Origin of the sequence: Fictibacillus gelatini DSM 15865 (genome assembly GCF_000430745.1) — a bacterium.
GTDB classification, from domain to species: Bacteria; Bacillota; Bacilli; order Bacillales; family Fictibacillaceae; genus Fictibacillus_A; species Fictibacillus_A gelatini.
On the sequence record NZ_AUMP01000044.1, the window covers coordinates 1 to 20,282 of the forward strand.

The window sequence follows — 20,282 nt, forward strand, 5'->3', positions numbered from 1 at the left end:
GTGAAGTGTACCCTTTGTAAAGGACATTTTAAAAAAAGCCTAGGCAGTTTTAGAAAGATGATCTCTGTATTGAACAGGGGTCATCTTTTTTAAATTCCATTGGTATCTGTAACGATTGTAATACGTCATGTATTGTTTAATTTCACGTTTTAATTCATCCAAGGTTGAACAAGGCTTTATATATGCCTCATCCTTGAAATGACCAAAAAATGATTCTTGAGGGGCATTATCCCAACAGTTTCCTCTTCTTGACATAGATTGGCGTAACCCTAAACTTTTCACCGATTTTTGGAAGTTAGGGTGTGTATAATGGAAGCCTTGATCCGAGTGAATTAAGGCATCTTTTGCTTTCTTGAAATTTCTATTTTTCTTTAATTTTTTTAGCGTGTCTGTTGCCAAATCGATTGTCAGGCGATCTGAAACATTATAAGCTACGATTTCATTGGTGGAAGCATCTTTAATCGTTGATAAATAAGCTTTTTGACCTTTCCCGTAAAATAAATAAGTGATATCAGTAAGAAGAACTTTTCCGGGTACATCCTGCTTAAATTGTCGATTCAATAGGTTTGGGGCAACTCGGTGTTCCTGTGTAGCCTTCATCATTCGTTTATAAGGGTTTGCCTTTCTGATGGGGCAAATAATGCCGTATTTCTTCATGATACGTCGAATACGCTTCAAATTATAGACAACATTAAATTGACCCGCCAAAGTCATTTTGATTTGACGTGCCCCTTTCTTACGTCTTTTGAAGTGAAATGCTTTTAAAATAATCTCCTTAATTTCCTCATCTTTTTCATTTTTTCGCTTTCTTTGTTCTTGTGACTTCGCTGAAAAATAATTATAATAGCCACTTCTTGAAACACCTGCTATTTCACATAGGTACTTCACCATATGTTTTAATTGATATTTTTCAATCACCGAACGAATAAGGACATACTTTTGGCTAGGGGGAAGTACTATTTCCTCATCCCCCTTTCTGCAAAACGAATCTTTTTTAACAGTTCATTTTCTGCTTTTAATAAGTTTATTTCTGCCTCTAAACGAGCATTTGTCTCCTCTAGAGTAAGTTCTCTTTCTCTTGGGCGCCCTGAATTCCCAGCTCTAGAGTCACGTAAGCCCATAATCCCGTTTTTCTTGTAAGCCTTTTGCCATCTCTTACTCGCAGATTTAATTCTTTCTGTCCCCAAAATTTCAGCATCAAACCCACAATCTTCAAATATTTCTCTCGCAAATTTGCCCTTCTCTTTTTCAGCCATAAATACATGCTTAAATTCATCAGTATAAGTGATCCCTTTTGAACTTACGGATTTTACGTATTGATTAGATAATAGTAGTTTAACTTCTTTTTCTGTAAAAATTTTTTTACTCATAATTTCTCCGTCTCCATGCTGATTTCTCTAGTTGTATTTCTTTATTATACAAAAATGTACCCTATAGGTAGGCTTTTTTTATGTGTCTACTCTATAGGGTACATTTTAGGGATAGTGTTTAGTCTTTTTTTCTGAGCGGTTTAACGACAAACTCTTGAATGAGCAAAGTCAGCACGGAAATGATGACAGATGCGATAAGTGCCATGCCAAAGTTTCGAATTGTAAAAGCATCTCCCATTACTGCCGAAGTCAATTCAAGCAAAATAGCGTTAATAACAAATAAAAACAGGCCAAGCGTGACGATCGTCACCGGCAATGTAAGAATGACCAAAATCGGTTTAATAAAAATGCGGAAAATCGACAAAATGACACTCGCCAACAGACATGCGCCTACACTTTCCAAATGAAATGACGGCCTGAAAATAATGTCGATGACCATAAGAACGATCGTATTGACAAAAACAGAGATTATCCAGTTGATCATTTTAGTTTCTACACATCACTTTCCTATAAGTACGCGCTTATTTCAGCGAAGAATCCTCGTTTATTTCAGCAAGCTTTCGTTTGGAAACAGTAATCGAACCCGTTTTCGCTTCCGCTTCTAATTGATACTTAGGGAACGTATCTTTATTGGCAATAAAGTGAAGTGTCTTCTTAGCGAGCTCTTTTTTCTCTTCAATGATTTCCATCCCGGTAAAATCACAATGGATGCTGCCAACATACGTTTTTAAATCGGCTTCGAGCTCAATGTCTTCCGGCAATTCTGCTTCGATTTTGCCCGTGACAGTTTTAAGCAGGGCATTTCCTTTTAACACCGAACGCTGCTCAAAGTAAATTGTTCCATTGATCGTTTCAGCCATCGCGTTTTCTGCCTCACCGGAAAAGCGAACCGGTCCATTGATTGTTTCCAGAGACATGTCGATCCAGCGATTGTCTTTTAACGTCATGCTTCCATGATTCGCTTCAGACTGTATTTTTTGGCCGGTGCATGACTCTACGATTAAATTTCCAATCGTCGATTTTGTCTCTAATTCTTTTACTTTTATATTGTGTACTTTAATTGGTCCGTTAAACGTTGTCAGTTTCATGTTTTCATACTCGATTTCCGGAATGAAGAAAACGGCATTTACCTTTTGCGTTTTATCCCTGGCATAAAATCGAAGCTTTGGCGCCTCGCAGTCAAAAAACGTTTCATTTTGGAATTTCGTCGTAGCCGTTATTTCTTCGGGAACTTTATATACCGCCGCTTTACATTCGATGCGTACATCATTCTTCTCCCACGGAATCACTTTAATCGAGCCGTTGCGAATATCAATATCGACCCTGTCAAAAGACACGTTATTCGCCTCAAACACATATTGGATCTCTTCATGCGGCCCAAAATTGAAATCAAAATCAACATTTTTGATCCGCTCGGAAACTTGATCGATAAATTTGCCTATCTTTTGGCTTGCGGACGGTTCTTTCTCTAAAGATGAATGTTTTTTTTCTTCTTTGCCCTTATGGGGGGCTTTCGGATTTGGATCGTGTACTGCATGCAATAACCGTTCGGCTTCCTCTACCGTGATTTTTCCTTCATTTAACATTTGTAAAATCATTTTTCGTTCAGTCATTTCATCACCTCCACGATTCGTACGGGGCCATTTAAAGTTGTAACCTTACCGTATACATACTTTAACGCCTTTTACAATATTCCAGACGATGGCGATAACTGCCGGGAGTGCAAAAAGAATGGCGGAAATGATAATGGTTTTCGTTTGAAAACCTGATTCGGCAGAGAATGTAATTCCTAATGAAATGGCGACAAGTACAAGAATATGCGAAAGGAATGCCTTTCTTGCCTGAATTTGTACAGCCGGCTCTCCGGTAAATAAATAAACGAGAACGGAAAATACAAACGGCGCAAATAAAACACTGAAATAACAAAGAGACGAAAGAATTCGGCTTGATTTAGGAGACATTGTCTTCCCTCCTCTGTCTTACAAAGATCTACCAAAAGTACCTCTACATTTTAAGCTTTTATGAAGAAAGATGTAAAGAAAAGCACCGCTTATAAAGGCACGGTGCTTACTCTTAAGAAACAGATTCTTTTTCCTGTATGAATGCTTTCATCCGCTTTTGGTCCCTTTTTAGCACAGGAGCAAGGTAACGGCCGGTATAAGATTCAGGAACTTCCGCAAGTTCTTCCGGCGTGCCGGTTCCGACAATCGTGCCTCCCTTATCTCCGCCTTCTGGTCCAAGATCGATTAAATAGTCGCATTGTTTAATGACATCTAGATTGTGCTCGATGACGAGAACGGAATCACCATTATCAACAAGCCTCTGTAATACTTTTAACAAGCGGGATATATCATCGACATGAAGACCGGTTGTCGGCTCATCCAAAATGTAAATGGTCTTGCCAGTTGATCGTTTATGCAATTGCGAAGCAAGTTTCACGCGCTGCGCTTCCCCGCCGGAAAGGGTCGTCGCCGGTTGGCCGAGTTTAATATACCCGAGCCCGACATCTAAAATCGTTTCAAGCTTTCGCTTAATTCTCGGGATGTTTTCAAAAAACTTCACGGATTCCTCGACCGTCATATCTAAAATATCGGCAATGCTTTTCCCTTTATATTTCACTTCGAGCGTTTCACGGTTGTAACGTTTACCATGGCATACTTCGCACGGAACATAAACATCGGGAAGAAAATGCATTTCGATTTTAATGATTCCATCGCCACGGCATGCTTCGCACCGTCCGCCCTTGACATTGAAGCTAAACCGGCCTTTTTTATAGCCGCGCACTTTTGCCTCGTTTGTTGCCGAAAATACGTCGCGTATATCATCGAATACGCCGGTGTATGTCGCCGGATTGGAACGCGGCGTCCTGCCGATCGGCGACTGGTCAATGTCAATTACTTTATCGACATGCTCTAATCCTTTGATCGCTTTATGGGCTCCCGGCTTGTCTTTTGCCTTATGAAGCTTCTGGGCAAGCGCCTTATGGAGAATTTCGTTAACGAGCGTGCTTTTCCCTGAACCAGAAACGCCGGTGACCCCTGTAAATAAGCCTAACGGAATTTTTACTTTCACATTTTTTAAATTGTTTTCCGTCGCACCGACGATTTCAATATATCGGCCATCCGGTTTGCGCCGTTCGTTAGGAAGCGGGATGAATTTTTTGCCGGACAAATATTGTCCCGTCAATGAATTCGGATCATCCATAATTTCATTTGGCGATCCTTGAGCCGTAATCTTACCGCCATGGGCTCCTGCTCCAGGGCCAATGTCGATAATATGGTCGGCAGCAAGCATTGTATCTTCATCATGTTCAACAACAATCAGCGTATTGCCAAGGCTGCGCATTTCCTCTAATGTACGGATCAAGCGATCATTATCTCTTTGATGCAAACCAATCGACGGTTCATCTAAAATGTAAAGGACTCCTGTCAATCTTGAACCGACCTGTGTCGCCAGCCGAATGCGCTGCGCTTCCCCGCCGGAAAGCGTCCCCGCTGCCCGGCTTAACGTTAAATAATCCAGTCCAACATTCGCCAGAAATCCGAGACGGTCGACAATTTCCCTCAAGATTAACCGTGCGATTGCCCGCTCTTTATCGGTAAGATCCAGGTTTTCAAAGAACTCCTTTGCCTCTGTAATCGAGAGGGCGGTCGTTTCGCCGATATGTTTTCCGTTAATGAGGACAGCAAGCGCCTCTTTCTTCAGCCGGTATCCCTTACATGTCGGGCATGGTTTTTGCGCCATGTAGCCTTCCATTTGTTCGCGGACGTAGTCAGAGCTTGTTTCTTTATAACGGCGTTCAATATTGCCGAGAACGCCTTCGAATTGAATGTCGTTTTCACGAATTTGGCCGAAATCATTTTCATAGCGGAAATGAATGTATTCGTCCCCGCTTCCATATAACACTTTATCCATCTGCTCTTTCGGCAGGTCTTTAATCGGCACATCCATATCAATGCCGTAATGATTACATACGCTTGTAAGGAGCTGTGGATAATATTGCGAACTGACGGGCTCCCATGGGGCAATGGCATGTTCATTCAACGATAAATTCCAATTCGGGACGACAAGTTCTGGATCGACTTCAAGCTTCATTCCTAGACCGTCACACGAAGGGCAGGCTCCAAATGGACTGTTGAAAGAAAACAGGCGCGGCTCTAATTCACCGATCGAAAAACCGCAATACGGGCAGGCATGTTTCTGTGAAAATAGCAGCTCTTCCTCACCAATTACATCTACGATAACACTCCCGTCCGCTAACTGGAGCGCCGTCTCCAGTGAATCGGACAGACGCGTGGAGATGCCTTCTTTAATCACAACACGGTCAATCACGACTTCAATCGTATGTTTTTTATTTTTCTCAAGTTGAATGTCTTCACTAACCTCCCGCATTTCACCGTCAATGCGGACCCGGACATAGCCCTGTTTCTTAATGTCCTCCAATACCTTCACGTGCTCCCCTTTTCTTCCGGAAACGATCGGGGCTAGTATTTGCAGCTTTGTCCGTTCAGGGTATTCTAAAATGCGATCGACCATTTGCTCAATGGTCTGGGATGTAATTTCAATCCCGTGTTTTGGACAGACCGGGCGGCCAATCCGGGCGAACAACAGGCGCAAATAATCATACACTTCCGTAACTGTTCCAACCGTCGAACGTGGATTGCGGCTCGTCGTTTTTTGATCGATCGAAATCGCAGGTGATAATCCTTCAATCGAGTCGACATCCGGTTTATCCATCTGTCCAAGGAACTGGCGGGCATATGCAGAAAGAGATTCCACATAGCGGCGCTGTCCCTCGGCATAGATCGTATCAAATGCAAGCGACGACTTCCCCGAACCGGAAAGTCCTGTAACAACAACCAATTTATCTCTTGGAATCGTCACATCAATATTTTTTAAATTATGAGCTCTTGCTCCCTTAACAACAATATTCTGGTTGGTTGACAACATCCTCATCCTTCCGCCTTCAATTCAAGTATCGTATCACGAAGCTCGGCCGCACGTTCAAATTGCAAGTTTCTTGCTGCGTCCTTCATTTCTTTTTCAAGCCGTTCAATAAAGGCTTCGCGATCTTTCTTGCTCATTTTTTGCTTTGGAGCATCCGTTTTGTACGTTTCCGCTCCTTCTGCGGCATAGGTCGCGCGGATGACATCACGCACTTCCTTTTTGATCGTCTGCGGTGTAATGTTATGTCTCTCATTGTATTTCATCTGGGTTTCGCGACGTCTCCTCGTCTCTTCAATGGCGATTTTCATCGAATTCGTTATTTTGTCAGCATACATGATCACATGACCGTTTGCGTTTCTCGCCGCCCGGCCAATTGTCTGAATAAGTGAACGTTCGGAGCGGAGGAACCCTTCTTTATCGGCGTCCAAAATGGCAACGAGCGAAACTTCCGGAATATCGAGCCCTTCCCGAAGCAAGTTAATCCCGACAAGAACATCAAAGACGCCAAGGCGAAGGTCACGGATGATTTGAATTCGCTCCAATGTTTTAATTTCCGAATGCAAATACCGGACTTTCACACCCATTTCCTCTAAATAGTCGGTTAAATCCTCGGCCATTTTTTTCGTTAATGTCGTGACAAGGACCCGTTCATTTTTCGCCGTCCGCTCGTTAATTTCACCAAGCAGATCATCAATTTGCCCCTTGATTGGACGAACTTCAACTTCCGGATCAAGCAAGCCTGTCGGACGGATGATTTGCTCGATCGGCTTCGGAGAGTGCTCCAATTCGTAAGGCCCTGGAGTTGCGGATACATAGATATGCTGGAACTTTTTCGCTTCGAACTCTTCGAACGTCAGCGGACGGTTATCCTTTGCTGACGGAAGACGGAACCCATGCTCCACAAGCACATTTTTCCGCGCCTGGTCGCCGTTGTACATCCCGCGAATTTGCGGCAACGTGACATGCGATTCATCAATAATGATTAACGAATCCTCGGGAAAATAATCCAACAACGTATACGGCGTGGAGCCAATCGGGCGCAATGTCAAATGGACAGAATAGTTCTCGATCCCTGAACAAAAGCCCATTTCGCTCATCATTTCAATGTCATAACGGGTCCGCTGCTCAAGGCGCTGCGCTTCAAGCAGCTTTCCTTCTTCTTTTAATTGTTTTAGCCGTTCTTCAAGCTCTTCTTCAATCCGCTTAATGGCAATCTTCATCTTTTCTTCCCGCGTAACGAAGTGAGAGGCCGGGAAAATCGCAACATGCGTCCGTTCACCGATAATTTCCCCCGTCAAGGCATCGACCTCTGTAATCCGATCAATTTCGTCTCCGAAAAACTCGACACGAAGACAATGTTCATCTCGGGAGGCCGGGAAAATTTCAACGACATCTCCGCGAACACGGAACGTTCCGCGCGTAAAATTAATGTCATTACGAATGTATTGAACGTCGACCAATTCGCGAAGCAGCTTGTCACGATCCTTTTCCATTCCTGTCCTGAGCGAGATGACAAGGCTTTTATATTCTTCCGGGGAACCGAGACCGTAAATGCACGACACGCTCGCTACGATGATGACATCGTTCCGTTCGAATAAAGCGCTCGTAGCGGAGTGCCGCAGTTTATCAATCTCATCATTAATGCTCGCATCTTTTTCAATGTACGTATCCGATTGCGGGATATAAGCTTCCGGCTGATAATAGTCGTAGTAGCTGACAAAGTATTCTACTGCATTGTTCGGAAAAAACTCTTTAAATTCACTGTAAAGCTGGCCGGCTAATGTTTTATTATGGGCAATGACAAGTGTCGGCTTGTTTATTTCTTTAATGACATTCGATACGGTAAATGTTTTCCCTGTTCCGGTCGCTCCAAGAAGCGTTAAATTTCGTTTTCCTGATTGGATTCCTTTCACCAGCTGCCGGATTGCTTCAGGCTGATCGCCCTGCGGCTGATAGGCGGAAACTAGTTCAAAACCTTCACTCAAGAGTAACCCCTCCGTTCTCTTCTATTCTATTGACATTATATCACAGTCAGCTATAGAAAACCTAATTTTTACGAACAAATATTCGTTGGAAATTCAACGAATAAGTAAAGCGCCACCCTTTTTGAGTGACGCTTTACTTACTCCACCTTTTTCTCCTGTTTTCGATAAATAAAAAGCCCGAGCCAAAAACCGATTCCAGTGGAAACGATGGCGATGATCTCGATGGCGAGCGGGCGATGGATGCCATCAAACGCAAAAAGTAAAATCAATACGGTTATAATGAGCGGCACAAACTTTGAAAATAAAATGCGATTGAAAAGCAGTTGAAAAAAAATCGGCAAAAGCGCCGCCAAAATGACTTGAAAAATCATGGTGAAGCCTCTCTTTCAATTTCCTATACGATAATGCACTTCTTAACCATACTATACGTTCATGATAAAAACAAAAGGAGTTATGTGCCAACAGCGCTTTTCCTATCCTCCAATTCATGGACAAACAAAAGCCCTAACTTGTGGTGTTCATTTTCATAAAGCGAACGCTGGGCAAAACGAATTTCCCCGTTTTTATCAAGGACTTCCAACTTACAAAAAGCAGCGTTAATTTGCAGAGCTTTGTAAAAATCCTCTTCATTCGCCACCGGCATGCCGTTCACCTTCATGATTACTTCACCGATCTCAATTCCCATTGAAGCCGCCGGCGCTCCGGGGACTACGCCTAATACAAGAAGCCCCGCATTTCTTTTCACAAAAAATGAAGCCCTTTTGTTATCGTATTTGCTTGCGGCGATTGTAATGAACTCCCGGCATAACATACCGCCAATGACTGCGATGAGTGAGAGCATGGGAAGGTTGAAATAAAAACCGCCGAGGGTAATAAGTGAAACAAGCACTCCTAATGCCAATACTTGTTCACCCGTCATTTTAATCGCTTCAGCCGGCATCGTAGATGTAACAAGCTGCCTGAATCCGACCGCAAATGGAATAAGAATGATCGTGTACCCCGCTGCATCCATGCTAAATAGCGGCCACCATCCGTCATGCGGGAACGAACCTACAGGCAGGAGTAAAAATTGCGGGACGAGCCATAGACGGGTCGCTTCATGCGCACCGATAAACTGCCCTCTTTTTCCTTTGAACAAGCGCGGTGATGTCCGCTTTGCCCCTTTCCAAAGAATAAGAATAGCTTCCTGGATAAGCAGCATAGCTAATAGAAAAGCAAGTGTCTCAATCGGCGTATGCTGAACTTCCATTATCCAGCGATCAATCGCCTTTGAGCCTGTATGAAACGCGGGCAGTAAACTGGCGACAAGCGCTGATAGCCCGATCGCATAGGCCGGATTCATGAGACGTGTTTTCAATGACAAACCGAGCAAAATATACATCATCCCGATTAACACGACCATACCCATCGGTATGCTAATTCCGGCAACTAGCACGATTGTCGAAAACACGATGCCAACCAACAGCCCGGGAAGCACGGATTGAATGAGGTTATCGATCAGCGGATGCACCTTTACTTTAAATTCTTTCCGTTCCCGCTTTACCCGTTTATATCCGATGTAAAAAGCCAATCCAATAAACACATAAAGAAGGGGATGCAAAAATAGGCCGGCAACTCCTTTTAGCCATCCAATCGCATATGGAACCATAAATTCACCCCTAACAAGCCTCTTTTCTCCTATTCTATCAAACTTCAGTTGAAGTTGCTAAAGCAACTTACAATAAAAAAATAAGCCGAAGCGGGGCTTCGGCTTATTTTCTAGCTTAGTTGCCATCTGTAATTAGCTGGAGGGCGGTTTGAAGCTGCAAATCATTTTTTTCATCACGGACTTTCGAAATGATTTTTTCCTCGATTCGCTCCGCCGTCTTTTTATCAATCACACCGGATGCTCTTAAATCATTCGCTTTTTGGAAGGCCGTTACAGCGGTTTCTGTCTTCTCATCAAAATAACCATCCGTGCGTCCCGGCTCAAATCCAAGGCCGCGCAGCATTTTTTGGGCGGTTTTAATTTGCTCGCCTGTCATATCAAACTCAAGTGGTTTTTCGACCGTTAAGAAGTTGCTATAAAAATAAGGAGGCTGCTTCACTTCTTGCGACGGCTCGATTCCTTTTTTATGAATCCAATTTCCGTCCGGCGTAAGCCATTTTGCGATCGTCAATTTAATGTTGCTTCCGTCGTTAAAATCTGTTGCGTTTTGCACTGTCCCTTTACCGAAAGATTTTTCGCCAACGAGTTCATAGCCGCCGGCCTCTTTTAACGCACCCGCCAATATTTCTGAAGCGGAAGCACTGCCGCCATCAATGAGCCCGATAATCGGGTAGCTTTTCTTCTCTTTTAATTTAGAGAAATAGCGCTGTTTTTTACCGTTGCGGTCTTCAATTTGCAAAGATGGCTTTTTATTCGGAATGATTTGGTCAACGATCGTTTCGACGGCCTGCAAGTACCCTCCAGGATTGCCGCGAACGTCAATGATCAACCCATCGATGCCTTTTTTCTCTAACGATTCTAATTTCGTCTTGAAATCCTCACCCGTATTTTCAGAAAACGATGTTATTTTTAACACGCCTACCGTTTTGCCGTTCACCTTTTTCGTGTCGGAGTAAACGGTTTCGATCGGGATCGTGTCACGTTTGACTTTCACCTTCATGACTTCATGGACCCCTTCGCGCTTAATGCCAAGCGTCACGACGGATCCTTTCTTTCCGCGTATTTTCAAAACAGCCTTGTTTAAATCCAGTCCATCGAGGCTTTTTCCATCAACCGTATAGATCTGGTCATTGGGCTTTAACCCGGCCTTCTCTGCCGGTGAATCTTTAAATGGAGCGATAATCGTCACTTTATCATTAACCATGCCTACTTCTGCCCCGATTCCTTCAAAAGACGATTCAAGAGATTGCGTGAATTGTCCGGCGGTCTCCTTATCCATATAAGCCGAATAAGGATCTTTTAATGTTTTAATCATTCCCTGAATGGCGCCTTCCAACAATTCATCCGAGTTCACATTTTTGTAATAGTTCGATTCGATTAATTTGTACGCTAGCTCAAGCTTTTTAAACTCGTTTTGAACATCGGCTTTTGAATGGGCCGGAGGCATGTTTTCAATGGCGCCGCTTTTTGCTGTCGTTAGCCCATCGCCGAAAATCGCCATTCCGGCATACATGGCGCCTGCCCCTGCCAATAATGATAAAACCATAAGAAGTGCAACAATTTTTCCCCTTACTTTCAATAGGCTCACCTCGTTTAGTTTGCAGGAAAAGGCATCACACCATAAGATGCGATGCCTTTTTCAAAGTAAGTGTAGGACGGAATTCCTGTCCAACCTCTACTTCATTGTATGAACAGCTTGTATCCATTATGAATGATTTTATAGTACCTTATATTTCATGTTCGGTAAAGAAAAATGTAGCACCTTAAGTTAGTAAATGAATAATAAAGCTAAGAAATCTTGCATTTCAAACGTTTTTTAAATCTATTCATATGAGCACTTCGCATACATCTTCTTTAAGGGCAGAAGCCAGTTTCTCAATGTCACGCGAAAACATACGGTCTTTTGTAATCGTTGGAACAACTTCTCTTATTTTTGAATACATTTTTTTAGTTTCTGGCGCGAGTTTTTCCGCCCCTCGAATATCAGCGGCCTGAGCGGCGCAAATGGCCTCAATCGCAAGAACCCTGCGGCTATTTTGAATAATTTGATACGCATGGCGCGCTGCCGTTGTCCCCATGCTGACATGGTCCTCCTGGTTGCCAGATGACGGAATGGAATCGACACTGGCAGGGTGAGCTAATGTTTTATTTTCTGAAACTAACGATGCGGCAGCATATTGCGTGATCATTAATCCTGATTGAAGCCCGGGATCAGCACTTAAAAATGCGGGCAGATCATTAAGCTGCGGGTTAACCAATCGTTCAATACGTCTTTCAGAAATACTTGCGATTTCAGAAATAGCGATACCAAGAAAGTCCATAGCAAAAGCAATAGGCTGGCCGTGGAAATTCCCTCCGGATATAACGTTTCCACTATCTGAGAAGATTAATGGGTTATCTGTTGCTGAATTGATTTCGATCGCCAGTTTCTCCTTGACATAATTTAATACTTGCTGAACGGCCCCATGAACCTGCGGAATGCACCGCAATGAATAAGCATCTTGCACCCTGATTTCTCCTTGAGTCGTTGTTAATTGACTTCCCTCAAGATAGGAAAGAATTCTTCCAGCCACTTTTTGTTGTTCAGGATAAGGTCTTACTGAATGAGATTCCGGAGTGAAAGCATCTACGATTCCCCGTAGTCCTTCTAATGTTAAAGAAGCTACCCCGTCTGCGAGATCAGCAAGTCTTTGGGCTTCCATATAGGAGATCACACCGACAGCCGTCATCGCTTGCGTTCCGTTTATTAACGCAAGGCCTTCTTTTGCCTGGAGTTTTATCGGATTTAGACCCGCCAGTCTTAGCGCTTCTCCCCCCGACATTTTTTCATTGTTATAAATCGCTTCGCCTTCGCCGACTAACAGTAATGCAATATGTGATAAAGGAGCTAAATCGCCGCTGGCACCTAGTGATCCCTGACTTGGGATGACCGGAATAATATTTTGGTTCAAACAGTCGATGAGCAGCTGCAATGTTTCAAGACGAATCCCCGAATACCCTTTTGCCAGCGCATTCGCTCTTAATAGCAACATCGCTTTGCTTACCTCTGAAGAAAACGGTTCCCCGATTCCACAGGCATGGCTTCGAATTAAATTGATTTGCAAGTCGGCTAAATCGGCTTCTGAAATCATTGTATCGCTAAATTTTCCAAACCCTGTGTTTACTCCGTAAATCACTTTGTTGCTCTTAATGCTTTCCTCAACTAGATCCCTGCTTTGTTTAATTTTTTCTAACGCATGCTCGCTAATTTTAACAGGATACCCTTCATAAATCACTTTATCAATTTGGTCAAATGTTAAAGAATTTCCATCAAGCTGAACAAACATAAAAAATCGCTCCTTTTTATTCATAAATGGCCTTGCAGGTAGAAAACAAAAAGGGGGCTATACCAAAAACAAGAGATTCGCTTTTGGTATAGCCCCCTATAAACTGTATAAACTATGGGCTTTAAACGATTATGTTATAAAAATAAAACTAATCTAAAACATTAAATTTACTAGAGTGCACTTCTTACTAACGTCTAAGGTACCTGAATATAGTATTACGCACTCAAAATGATTTGTCAACCAATTTTTAAAAGTCACAACATTTACCAATTATAATAGGAGCGTATTTATTTGATTGCTCATCAATACGCTTCTTTTATTAATAAAAGCACATCTAATCTATACTAGACTAGATGTGCAATTTGCTACATGTTATTCATTTTCCCTATGCTTGATCAAGACCTTTATTAAAAGTATGGTCTTGGGTCAATCGCATTGGATTTCGCCATATTCCACGGGCCTTTATGAAGTTCGAAATGAAGGTGCTGTCCGTGCGAGGCGCCCGTGTTCCCCATATACCCTATCAGCTGCCCTCTGTGAACGGAACCGCCATTTACGACTCTTGAGCTCATATGGGCATAAACCGTCGTATAGACTTGCCCTTTAATCGAATGTGAAATGAAAATGCAATTTCCATAAGAAGTAGAATAATAGGAACGGATGACCGTACCGTCAGCTGCAGCATAAATCGGAACCGTGCCTCTTGCCGCGATATCGACTCCGGCATGGAATTCGCTGCCGCGGTGGCCGAATCCGGAAGAAAACACACCGCTTGCCGGTTTCATCAACATGCCGTTTCCAAGATCAGGAGCGTCTGCGCCAGTGCTGCTATGGGACACATTCCCTCGCTCGGCTTGCATTTGTGCACGGATCTTTTCGGCTTTCATTGCCTCTTCCTGCGCTTTAAGCAAATCGGCCGTATGCTCGAATTCCTCAACATCATCTTCCAGTTGGCTATGCTCCTTTTTCAGAGAAGCCATCAACTTGTTTTTCTCTTTTACTTTTTCTTCAAGTTCATTCTTTAATGTTTTAAGCTCGTCCATTTTTTGCTGAAGAGAGGTTAAAGCCGTTTCTAATTTGAGCTTTTTGTCTTCTAAAAGCTTTTTATCCGCTTTATGCTCTTCAAGAATTTGCCGGTCCTGGTCGGCAATTAAATTAAGCGCAAATACACGGTCAATGAAATCGCCGAAGTTTTTTGAACCGAGGACGACATCAAGGTATTTAACAGAGCCGCCGCTTTCATACATAGAGCTGACCCGCTCTTTCAACAGCTTGTCCCGTTTATCAATTCGTTTTTGGACGACATCAATTTCGTTTTCCAATTCACCGATTTTTAATTTGACTTTGCTAATCTCGGATTCTTTTTTATGGATTTTTTCATTTGTCTTTGTCGTTTCCGCATCAAGCTTTTTAATTTCTTCCTTTGCCTTTGCCTGATCTTCTTCATTTGCCTTTAATTTTGCTTTTGCCGCTTTTTGCTTTTTCTCATTTGCCGCCTTTTTCTTCTGGATGTTTTTTAACGACTCGGCATGGGCAGTATCATAGTTGGCATATGTGGCGATCCCGCTTAAAAAAAGACTGAGTGCTAATGATACTCCTAAAACCTTGCGATTCAATGAAAGTCCTCCCCCTTATCCACTAACCCCTTTTTCTTTTATCGTCATGTGCGCTACACTTTTAAGAACTTGCGGACAGATGTTAAACTTCCCCAGACACCAATTACTCCGCCAATAAGGATAAGCAATAGTGAAAGCTCTAAAACGAGCGGATAGGTCGGAATTAGCTTAATGAACATCGTAGCGAGCTTCGGACTAACAGAATCGTAGACAAACTGATAGCCAAATACGATGACAAGAACGGGAATCACCGCACCAAACACGCCTAGCGCGAATCCTTCGATGAAGAATGGCCAGCGGATAAACCCATTGGTCGCCCCAACAAGCTTCATTATTTCAATTTCCCTGCGCCGGGAAATGATTGTCAATTTAATCGTATTGGCGATCAAAAACATCGCTGTAAAAATCAGTCCGAGTATAAGCACCATTCCAATGTTTCGTGATACTTTCGTTACTTTAAAAAGCTTTTCAACGGTACCTTTTCCGTAATTAACATTTTTGACATAGTTCAGCTTTTCAACTTCCTTTGCGACAATTACCGTGTCTTGAGGCCGTTTCGTCTTAATAATGTACGCATCCCGCAAAGGGTTTTCTTTTTCCAGGGAGGAGAATGCTTTTCCTTGATCCCCAAGATCTTTAATCAGTTGTTTAAGCCCTTCTTCTTTTGTTAAAAAAGTTACTTCTTTTACTTTCGGGATTTGCTCGATCTGCGCGCGAAGCTGGTCAACATTATCCTGTTTCGCTGTCCGGTCAATATAGGCCCGAATTTCAACATCATTTTCGATATGATGGGCTAAATTATTTAAGTTTAATAGTACGGTAAGAAAGACACCGACTAGCAATAAAGTTACAGTTACTGCACTAATGGAAGCAAAAGTCATCCAACCGTTTCTTCCAAGGCTTTTGAATGCTTCTGCGCCGTGGCGTTTGAGGGTTCTAATCTTCATAGCCGTAGTCCCCCTTCTGTTCATCACGGACAATTCTTCCGCCTTCTATTGCGATAACACGTTTCTTAAAGGTATTCACGATTTCTTTATTATGTGTTGCCATTACCACCGTTGTCCCGCGGCTATTAATCTCTTGAAAAATATCCATGATTCCCCAGGCCGTCTCCGGATCAAGGTTCCCCGTAGGTTCATCCGCAATAACAACTGGCGGTGTGTTGACGATCGACCTGGCAATCGATACACGTTGCTGCTCGCCGCCGGAAAGCTCATCCGGGAAGAACCGCGCTTTATTTTTCAAATGAACGAGGTCGAGCACCTCCATTACGCGCTGACGAATGGCTTTCGGAGATTCTTCAATAACTTCAAGGGCAAAGGCAACATTTTCATAAACGGTTAGTTTCGGCAATAATTTAAAGTCTTGAAAGACCACTCCGATTTTACGGCGAAGCTTCGGAATTTGCCGTTCTTTTATTTTCGATAAATTCGTTCCGTTGATCATAATGGTGCCTTTTGTTGGTTTCTCTTCGCGATACATGCATTTTACAAATGTAGATTTTCCTGCACCGCTCGGGCCAACGACATATACAAACTCACCTTTATCTATGTAAACATCGATCCCATTCAGTGCCATAACACCGTTCGGATATGTTTTCCATACATCGATCATTTCTATCAAAAAATCACTTCCTTACTACTGTTGCTTTAAATTTTGTTTGATATAGAAGTCTATTTGTAACCTAAAAAACTTTTCGACAAACTTAAACACAATCCGCTAATTTTCTGTTTACCGCTTAATATTATAACATTGACCGATTATTGTTATCATTACAGTTCTATTTCATTTTGTTACAACAAGTGACAAATGGAGGATTTTTTATCCTTTCCACTTTTAAAAATAGTCATTTACAAGGGGCGGATTAGGTCTTTTTACCTATGTTTGAAAACCACTGCCAATGAACAGTGGTTTTCCAACGTTAAAACTTAAATTTCCCAATAAGGCTTTGTAGTTCTTCAGCCAGTTTTGATAAAGATTGGGCGGATGCCGCAATTTCCTCCATTGATGCCATTTGTTCTTCTGTAGAGGCGGCAACCTCCTGGGTGTTTTGTGCCGTCTCTTTTGCCGTTTCCGCAACATGGGCTGTGGAATTCGCATATTCGTCTGCCGATTCGGCCAATTTTTTTATGACTCCCGCAACATGGACAATCTTTTCATCTATTTCATGAATGGCATTTAAAATTTCACGGAAGTTGTCCTCCGTATCCTTAACGACTGCCAAACCAGAGGTTACATCTTCTTTTACATGGTCCATCGATGATAATGATATTTTCGTTTCCTCCTGGATTCCTGTAATCAGCCGTCCGATTTGACTCGCTGAATTTCCTGATTGCTCCGCCAGCTTCCGGACTTCATCCGCCACGACGGCAAACCCTCTGCCGCTTTCTCCTGCTCTTGCTGCTTCAATCGAGGCATTTAAAGCCAATAAATTCGTCTGGTTCGCAATATCCGTAATTATTGTGACGATTCCGCCAATACTGTCCGAATGTTCTTTTAACGTATGGATTCGATTATTCGTTTGAGCGACAGATTGTTGTATTTTGTTCATTTGTTCTACGGTCTTATGTACATATACTCCCCCTGTCTTTGCCCGTTTTGCCGTTGTTTCGGTAAGCGCGGTCATTGCATCCATCTCGTTCGACATCTCGCTATACATATGGGCTGTTTCGATCATCTTCTCCGCACTTTCCTCCGCTTTTTCCAAAGAAATTTCCGATCCGGAAGCCACTTGTTGGATGCTTTCTGTAATCTGTTCTGTTGCATAGCTTGTCTGTTCCGCACTTGCAGTTAACTGTTCTGCAGATGACGCAACATGGTCGGTACTCTCCGAAATTTTAACAATAAGCTTTCTTAACGAATCAATAAAGTGATTAAAAGATGCGGCCAACTCACCCATCTCATCTTTAGATTTCAGCTCGAGTTTTTGCGTTAAATCGCCTTCGCCGCTGGATATTTCCTTTAATTTTCGATTAACGGCATTAATTGGCTTAAGAATGGATCGCGAAATCAGCCGGGTAATGATCGAGCTGACGACGATTAGAACGAGAATTAAGCAGATATAAGCATAGTTTCGAATGTTTTGCGTTTTTGCATTGGTTTTAGCAAGCTGATTGACGTCATCCTCGACTTTCGTTTGAAGCGTTTCTAATGCTGGATAGAGCAGCTTTTTGCGGACATTTCTTTCATCATTAAAATGCAATGTTTTAGCCACACTTTTTCCTCCGACATTGTAAGCTTGCATCACTCTATCGCTTGTCGTTAAAAAAGTGGAAATTCCTGTATTTAAATAGCCTGCCTCTTTTTTCGGAAACATGGGTTCTATTTGTTTCCAGGCTTTCAACAGTTCTGCTTTCTTTTGGGTCATTTCTTTACTGTACTGTGGATCGCCGGTGACTAAAAATCCTCTTTCATCATTGGAATAACCGGCAAGAAGATATTGCAAATGCTTTAATTTGTATTTCAATTCTTCTTTTTTTGTTAATTCTTTTGAGACAGCCATTTGTTTTGTATTGCTGTACACCGCGTACCCTCCCGTGATAAGCAATGACAAAATCGTCACTAGAACGAGCCACCTGAGCTTTGTTTTAATTTTCATGTCGTCACCCCGAAGTCGTTTATTGTTCCGTTTTATATATCGGCAAAAAATAAACAACTTCTAGATAAAAAATAAAAACCTCTTTCATCGAACAGATGAAGGAGGTTTTATCGACTTAATTAGATACTGAATAGGAAAAAATTCAAAAGACTGTTTTATTATTCATTAATTAGAATCTTCTTTGCGGCTTTGCTAGCTGGTACTCCTTTTATTACCTCTATTGCTATAGATCTTGCTTCCTCTTCTAGCCTAAAACTAACAAACAAATTAAGAAAAACTCAACTTTCGCTTTTCAAGACTCGAGTTGACAATAAACCGATAAATGACTAATTTTATAAGTTCAGTTCATCGTTCTTAATTTGTTTTATTGATAAAAGTGCAGCTTCTTTTACTAATTTATTTTCATTTGTTTTATATTGTTCTAGCACAGTTAAATATTTCAATTGTTTTGAATACCCTAAAATCTCTATCATATTCGCTAAGGCGTTACCATTCAAATTTTCCAAAAGTTTTACAACCTTACTATAATCAAAGGTTGTTACTTTTTGATATATAAATGCTAAAACGATAGCCTCCGTCATTTGTTCGACTAACTGATTATCACTTTCAGATTCCAAGTGCCCCAAAAGGAAATCCAAAATTTTATTTAGATCTTCCATATTATCGCTTTTATATTCATAACTTTCTAACACATCACAAAGCTCGTAAATAGCATCTAGTTTTCCATTGTTATCCAACATAAATGCTTCTTGCAAATTTTCTAAAACTATTTCACTCAAAATTCATCATCCTAACGTAGCTTTTTAATAGGTATATGTGTTTGGTCGGCGATTTTTTCATCAAAAAACGGGCTATTTGGGCTTAATAAATTTCTCTTATGCCAATTCCCTTGTGAATCCATAAACCATTTCCCTCTTTGAACCCTCATAATCCATCCTTTACTAGCATTAGAGCCGTTTGGAGCTGACAAGTCTTTACTATGAATTCTTACTCTCCATGTGGCTCCTCCATCATTCCATTTATATTCTACACCTTCTTTTATATTATCTGTAGGGGTTAAGTCTCTTTTTATGGCATTTGAAGGGATATTTGAAATGATATCGTTAGCTGCGGTGTTACCCGCATCCCCTGAAAATTCCTTCACCAACTTCTTTTCGATACCTGTAATCGCCTTTTTCCCGAGTTTTGTTGCACCGGTTTTTATAAGACCTCCAGGAACGGCATATTCGATAAGTTCTAACGGAGTGCCTTCAAACAGGGAATCTTGTCCTTCAGCTCGTCCTGTTCTCTTTTTGCGAATTTTATCTACAAATTCATATCTTATATTAAAATGTTCATCTTTATATTCTCGAACAATCATACCATTTGCGTATATATGATAATCTCCATCATACTCATCCAATTCATCTAAAATATGAACGGTTTCAACTTTCCCTTTAAGCGTTTCAAATTCTTCTTTCGTTAAATTTTTATTTTGCAATTCCCCTATGTATGAAGCCGCGATTAATTGCTCGTCCGCATCCGGGCGTCTATACTTGTTTTCGTAAGGATTTGTCTTTTGGGCAAGGTCGCCTATTAAGTCATTATAGCTTTCGCATGATGTGATTTGTTTTACCGAGTAATTTGAAAGATTCACTTCGCCACTTTTGATTGCCGTGCCGATCTGCTTGATATAGTTTGCCATCAGGGCGAGATCGTGTTCTACCGTTTCCAGCGCGGCGGTTTGCGCTTTATCAAAGGCGTGAAGCTGTTCAATTGTATGATTGCTGTATCGTTTCGCTTGTCTGATGCT

The 20,282-nt window shown here is 41.9% G+C and carries 16 protein-coding genes; all 16 read right to left on the reverse strand.

Annotated elements, in window-relative coordinates; translation table 11 throughout:
• Positions 1 to 39 precede the first annotated feature (39 nt).
• Positions 40 to 1,370, reverse strand: a protein-coding gene (locus H538_RS25660; protein ID WP_245595249.1) for an IS3 family transposase whose coding sequence is annotated in 2 segments (ribosomal slippage) — positions 40 to 998 and positions 998 to 1,370 — 1,332 coding nt in all. Because the reading frame shifts where the segments join, the coding sequence is not laid out codon by codon here.
• 118 nt (positions 1,371 to 1,488) lie between these two features.
• A complete protein-coding gene (locus H538_RS0116100; RefSeq protein WP_026678489.1) occupies positions 1,489 to 1,854 on the reverse strand; it encodes a phage holin family protein in 366 nt (121 codons plus the stop codon).
• A gap of 37 nt (positions 1,855 to 1,891) precedes the next feature.
• Positions 1,892 to 2,983, reverse strand: a complete 1,092-nt coding sequence (locus H538_RS0116105; RefSeq protein ID WP_026678490.1) for a DUF4097 family beta strand repeat-containing protein — start codon at positions 2,981 to 2,983, stop codon at positions 1,892 to 1,894.
• Between the two features lie 45 nt (positions 2,984 to 3,028).
• Positions 3,029 to 3,331 carry a hypothetical protein gene (locus H538_RS0116110; RefSeq protein WP_026678491.1) on the reverse strand — a complete coding sequence of 101 codons (303 nt, stop codon included), beginning with the start codon at positions 3,329 to 3,331 and terminating at the stop codon, positions 3,029 to 3,031.
• Between the two features lie 112 nt (positions 3,332 to 3,443).
• Entirely contained in the window at positions 3,444 to 6,320 is a 2,877-nt protein-coding gene (gene uvrA / locus H538_RS0116115) for an excinuclease ABC subunit UvrA (protein WP_035351178.1), read from the reverse strand.
• A 2-nt stretch (positions 6,321 to 6,322) separates the two neighbouring features.
• Complete coding sequence (gene uvrB / locus H538_RS0116120; RefSeq protein WP_026678493.1) at positions 6,323 to 8,302, reverse strand: excinuclease ABC subunit UvrB; 1,980 nt, start codon at positions 8,300 to 8,302, stop codon at positions 6,323 to 6,325.
• Positions 8,303 to 8,439: 137 nt separating this feature from the next.
• A complete protein-coding gene (locus H538_RS0116125) occupies positions 8,440 to 8,673 on the reverse strand; it encodes a DUF2198 family protein (protein ID WP_026678494.1) in 234 nt (77 codons plus the stop codon).
• A gap of 80 nt (positions 8,674 to 8,753) precedes the next feature.
• On the reverse strand, positions 8,754 to 9,950 hold the full coding sequence (locus H538_RS0116130; RefSeq protein ID WP_026678495.1) for a PDZ domain-containing protein: 1,197 nt from the start codon (positions 9,948 to 9,950) through the stop codon (positions 8,754 to 8,756).
• Positions 9,951 to 10,065: 115 nt separating this feature from the next.
• The gene (locus tag H538_RS0116135; RefSeq protein WP_035351180.1) at positions 10,066 to 11,496 is read right to left on the reverse strand and encodes a S41 family peptidase; all 1,431 of its coding nucleotides are present in this window, start codon (positions 11,494 to 11,496) and stop codon (positions 10,066 to 10,068) included.
• A gap of 280 nt (positions 11,497 to 11,776) precedes the next feature.
• Positions 11,777 to 13,276, reverse strand: coding sequence for a histidine ammonia-lyase (gene hutH, locus H538_RS0116140; protein WP_026678497.1), 1,500 nt, complete (start codon positions 13,274 to 13,276; stop codon positions 11,777 to 11,779).
• 407 nt (positions 13,277 to 13,683) lie between these two features.
• Positions 13,684 to 14,892, reverse strand: a complete 1,209-nt coding sequence (locus tag H538_RS0116145; RefSeq protein ID WP_026678498.1) for a murein hydrolase activator EnvC family protein — start codon at positions 14,890 to 14,892, stop codon at positions 13,684 to 13,686.
• A gap of 53 nt (positions 14,893 to 14,945) precedes the next feature.
• Positions 14,946 to 15,839, reverse strand: a complete 894-nt coding sequence (gene ftsX, locus H538_RS0116150; RefSeq protein ID WP_026678499.1) for a permease-like cell division protein FtsX — start codon at positions 15,837 to 15,839, stop codon at positions 14,946 to 14,948.
• Positions 15,829 to 16,515: a cell division ATP-binding protein FtsE gene (gene ftsE, locus H538_RS0116155; protein WP_026678500.1), complete on the reverse strand. Its 687-nt coding sequence runs from the start codon at positions 16,513 to 16,515 to the stop codon at positions 15,829 to 15,831. The genes ftsX and ftsE overlap by 11 nt, the downstream gene beginning before the upstream one ends.
• Before the next feature lie 298 nt (positions 16,516 to 16,813).
• Complete coding sequence (locus tag H538_RS24095; protein WP_081412687.1) at positions 16,814 to 18,490, reverse strand: methyl-accepting chemotaxis protein; 1,677 nt, start codon at positions 18,488 to 18,490, stop codon at positions 16,814 to 16,816.
• Between the two features lie 332 nt (positions 18,491 to 18,822).
• Positions 18,823 to 19,269, reverse strand: a complete 447-nt coding sequence (locus H538_RS0116165; protein ID WP_026678501.1) for a hypothetical protein — start codon at positions 19,267 to 19,269, stop codon at positions 18,823 to 18,825.
• Between the two features lie 11 nt (positions 19,270 to 19,280).
• Positions 19,281 to 20,282: polymorphic toxin type 30 domain-containing protein (locus H538_RS0116170; RefSeq protein WP_026678502.1), on the reverse strand; the 1,002-nt coding region annotated here is incomplete at its 5' end.

Excerpts from the sequence above, each read along its gene's own strand:
- H538_RS0116100 (WP_026678489.1), bottom strand. The coding sequence starts at position 1,854 with ATGATCAACTGGATAATCTCTGTTTTTGTCAATACGATCGTTCTTATG.
- H538_RS0116105 (WP_026678490.1), bottom strand. The coding sequence starts at position 2,983 with ATGACTGAACGAAAAATGATTTTACAAATGTTAAATGAAGGAAAAATC.
- H538_RS0116110 (WP_026678491.1), bottom strand. The coding sequence starts at position 3,331 with ATGTCTCCTAAATCAAGCCGAATTCTTTCGTCTCTTTGTTATTTCAGT.
- uvrA (WP_035351178.1), bottom strand. The coding sequence starts at position 6,320 with ATGTTGTCAACCAACCAGAATATTGTTGTTAAGGGAGCAAGAGCTCAT.
- H538_RS0116125 (WP_026678494.1), bottom strand. The coding sequence starts at position 8,673 with ATGATTTTTCAAGTCATTTTGGCGGCGCTTTTGCCGATTTTTTTTCAA.
- H538_RS0116130 (WP_026678495.1), bottom strand. The coding sequence starts at position 9,950 with ATGGTTCCATATGCGATTGGATGGCTAAAAGGAGTTGCCGGCCTATTT.
- H538_RS0116135 (WP_035351180.1), bottom strand. The coding sequence starts at position 11,496 with ATGGTTTTATCATTATTGGCAGGGGCAGGCGCCATGTATGCCGGAATG.
- hutH (WP_026678497.1), bottom strand. The coding sequence starts at position 13,276 with ATGTTTGTTCAGCTTGATGGAAATTCTTTAACATTTGACCAAATTGAT.
- ftsX (WP_026678499.1), bottom strand. The coding sequence starts at position 15,839 with ATGAAGATTAGAACCCTCAAACGCCACGGCGCAGAAGCATTCAAAAGC.
- H538_RS24095 (WP_081412687.1), bottom strand. The coding sequence starts at position 18,490 with ATGAAAATTAAAACAAAGCTCAGGTGGCTCGTTCTAGTGACGATTTTG.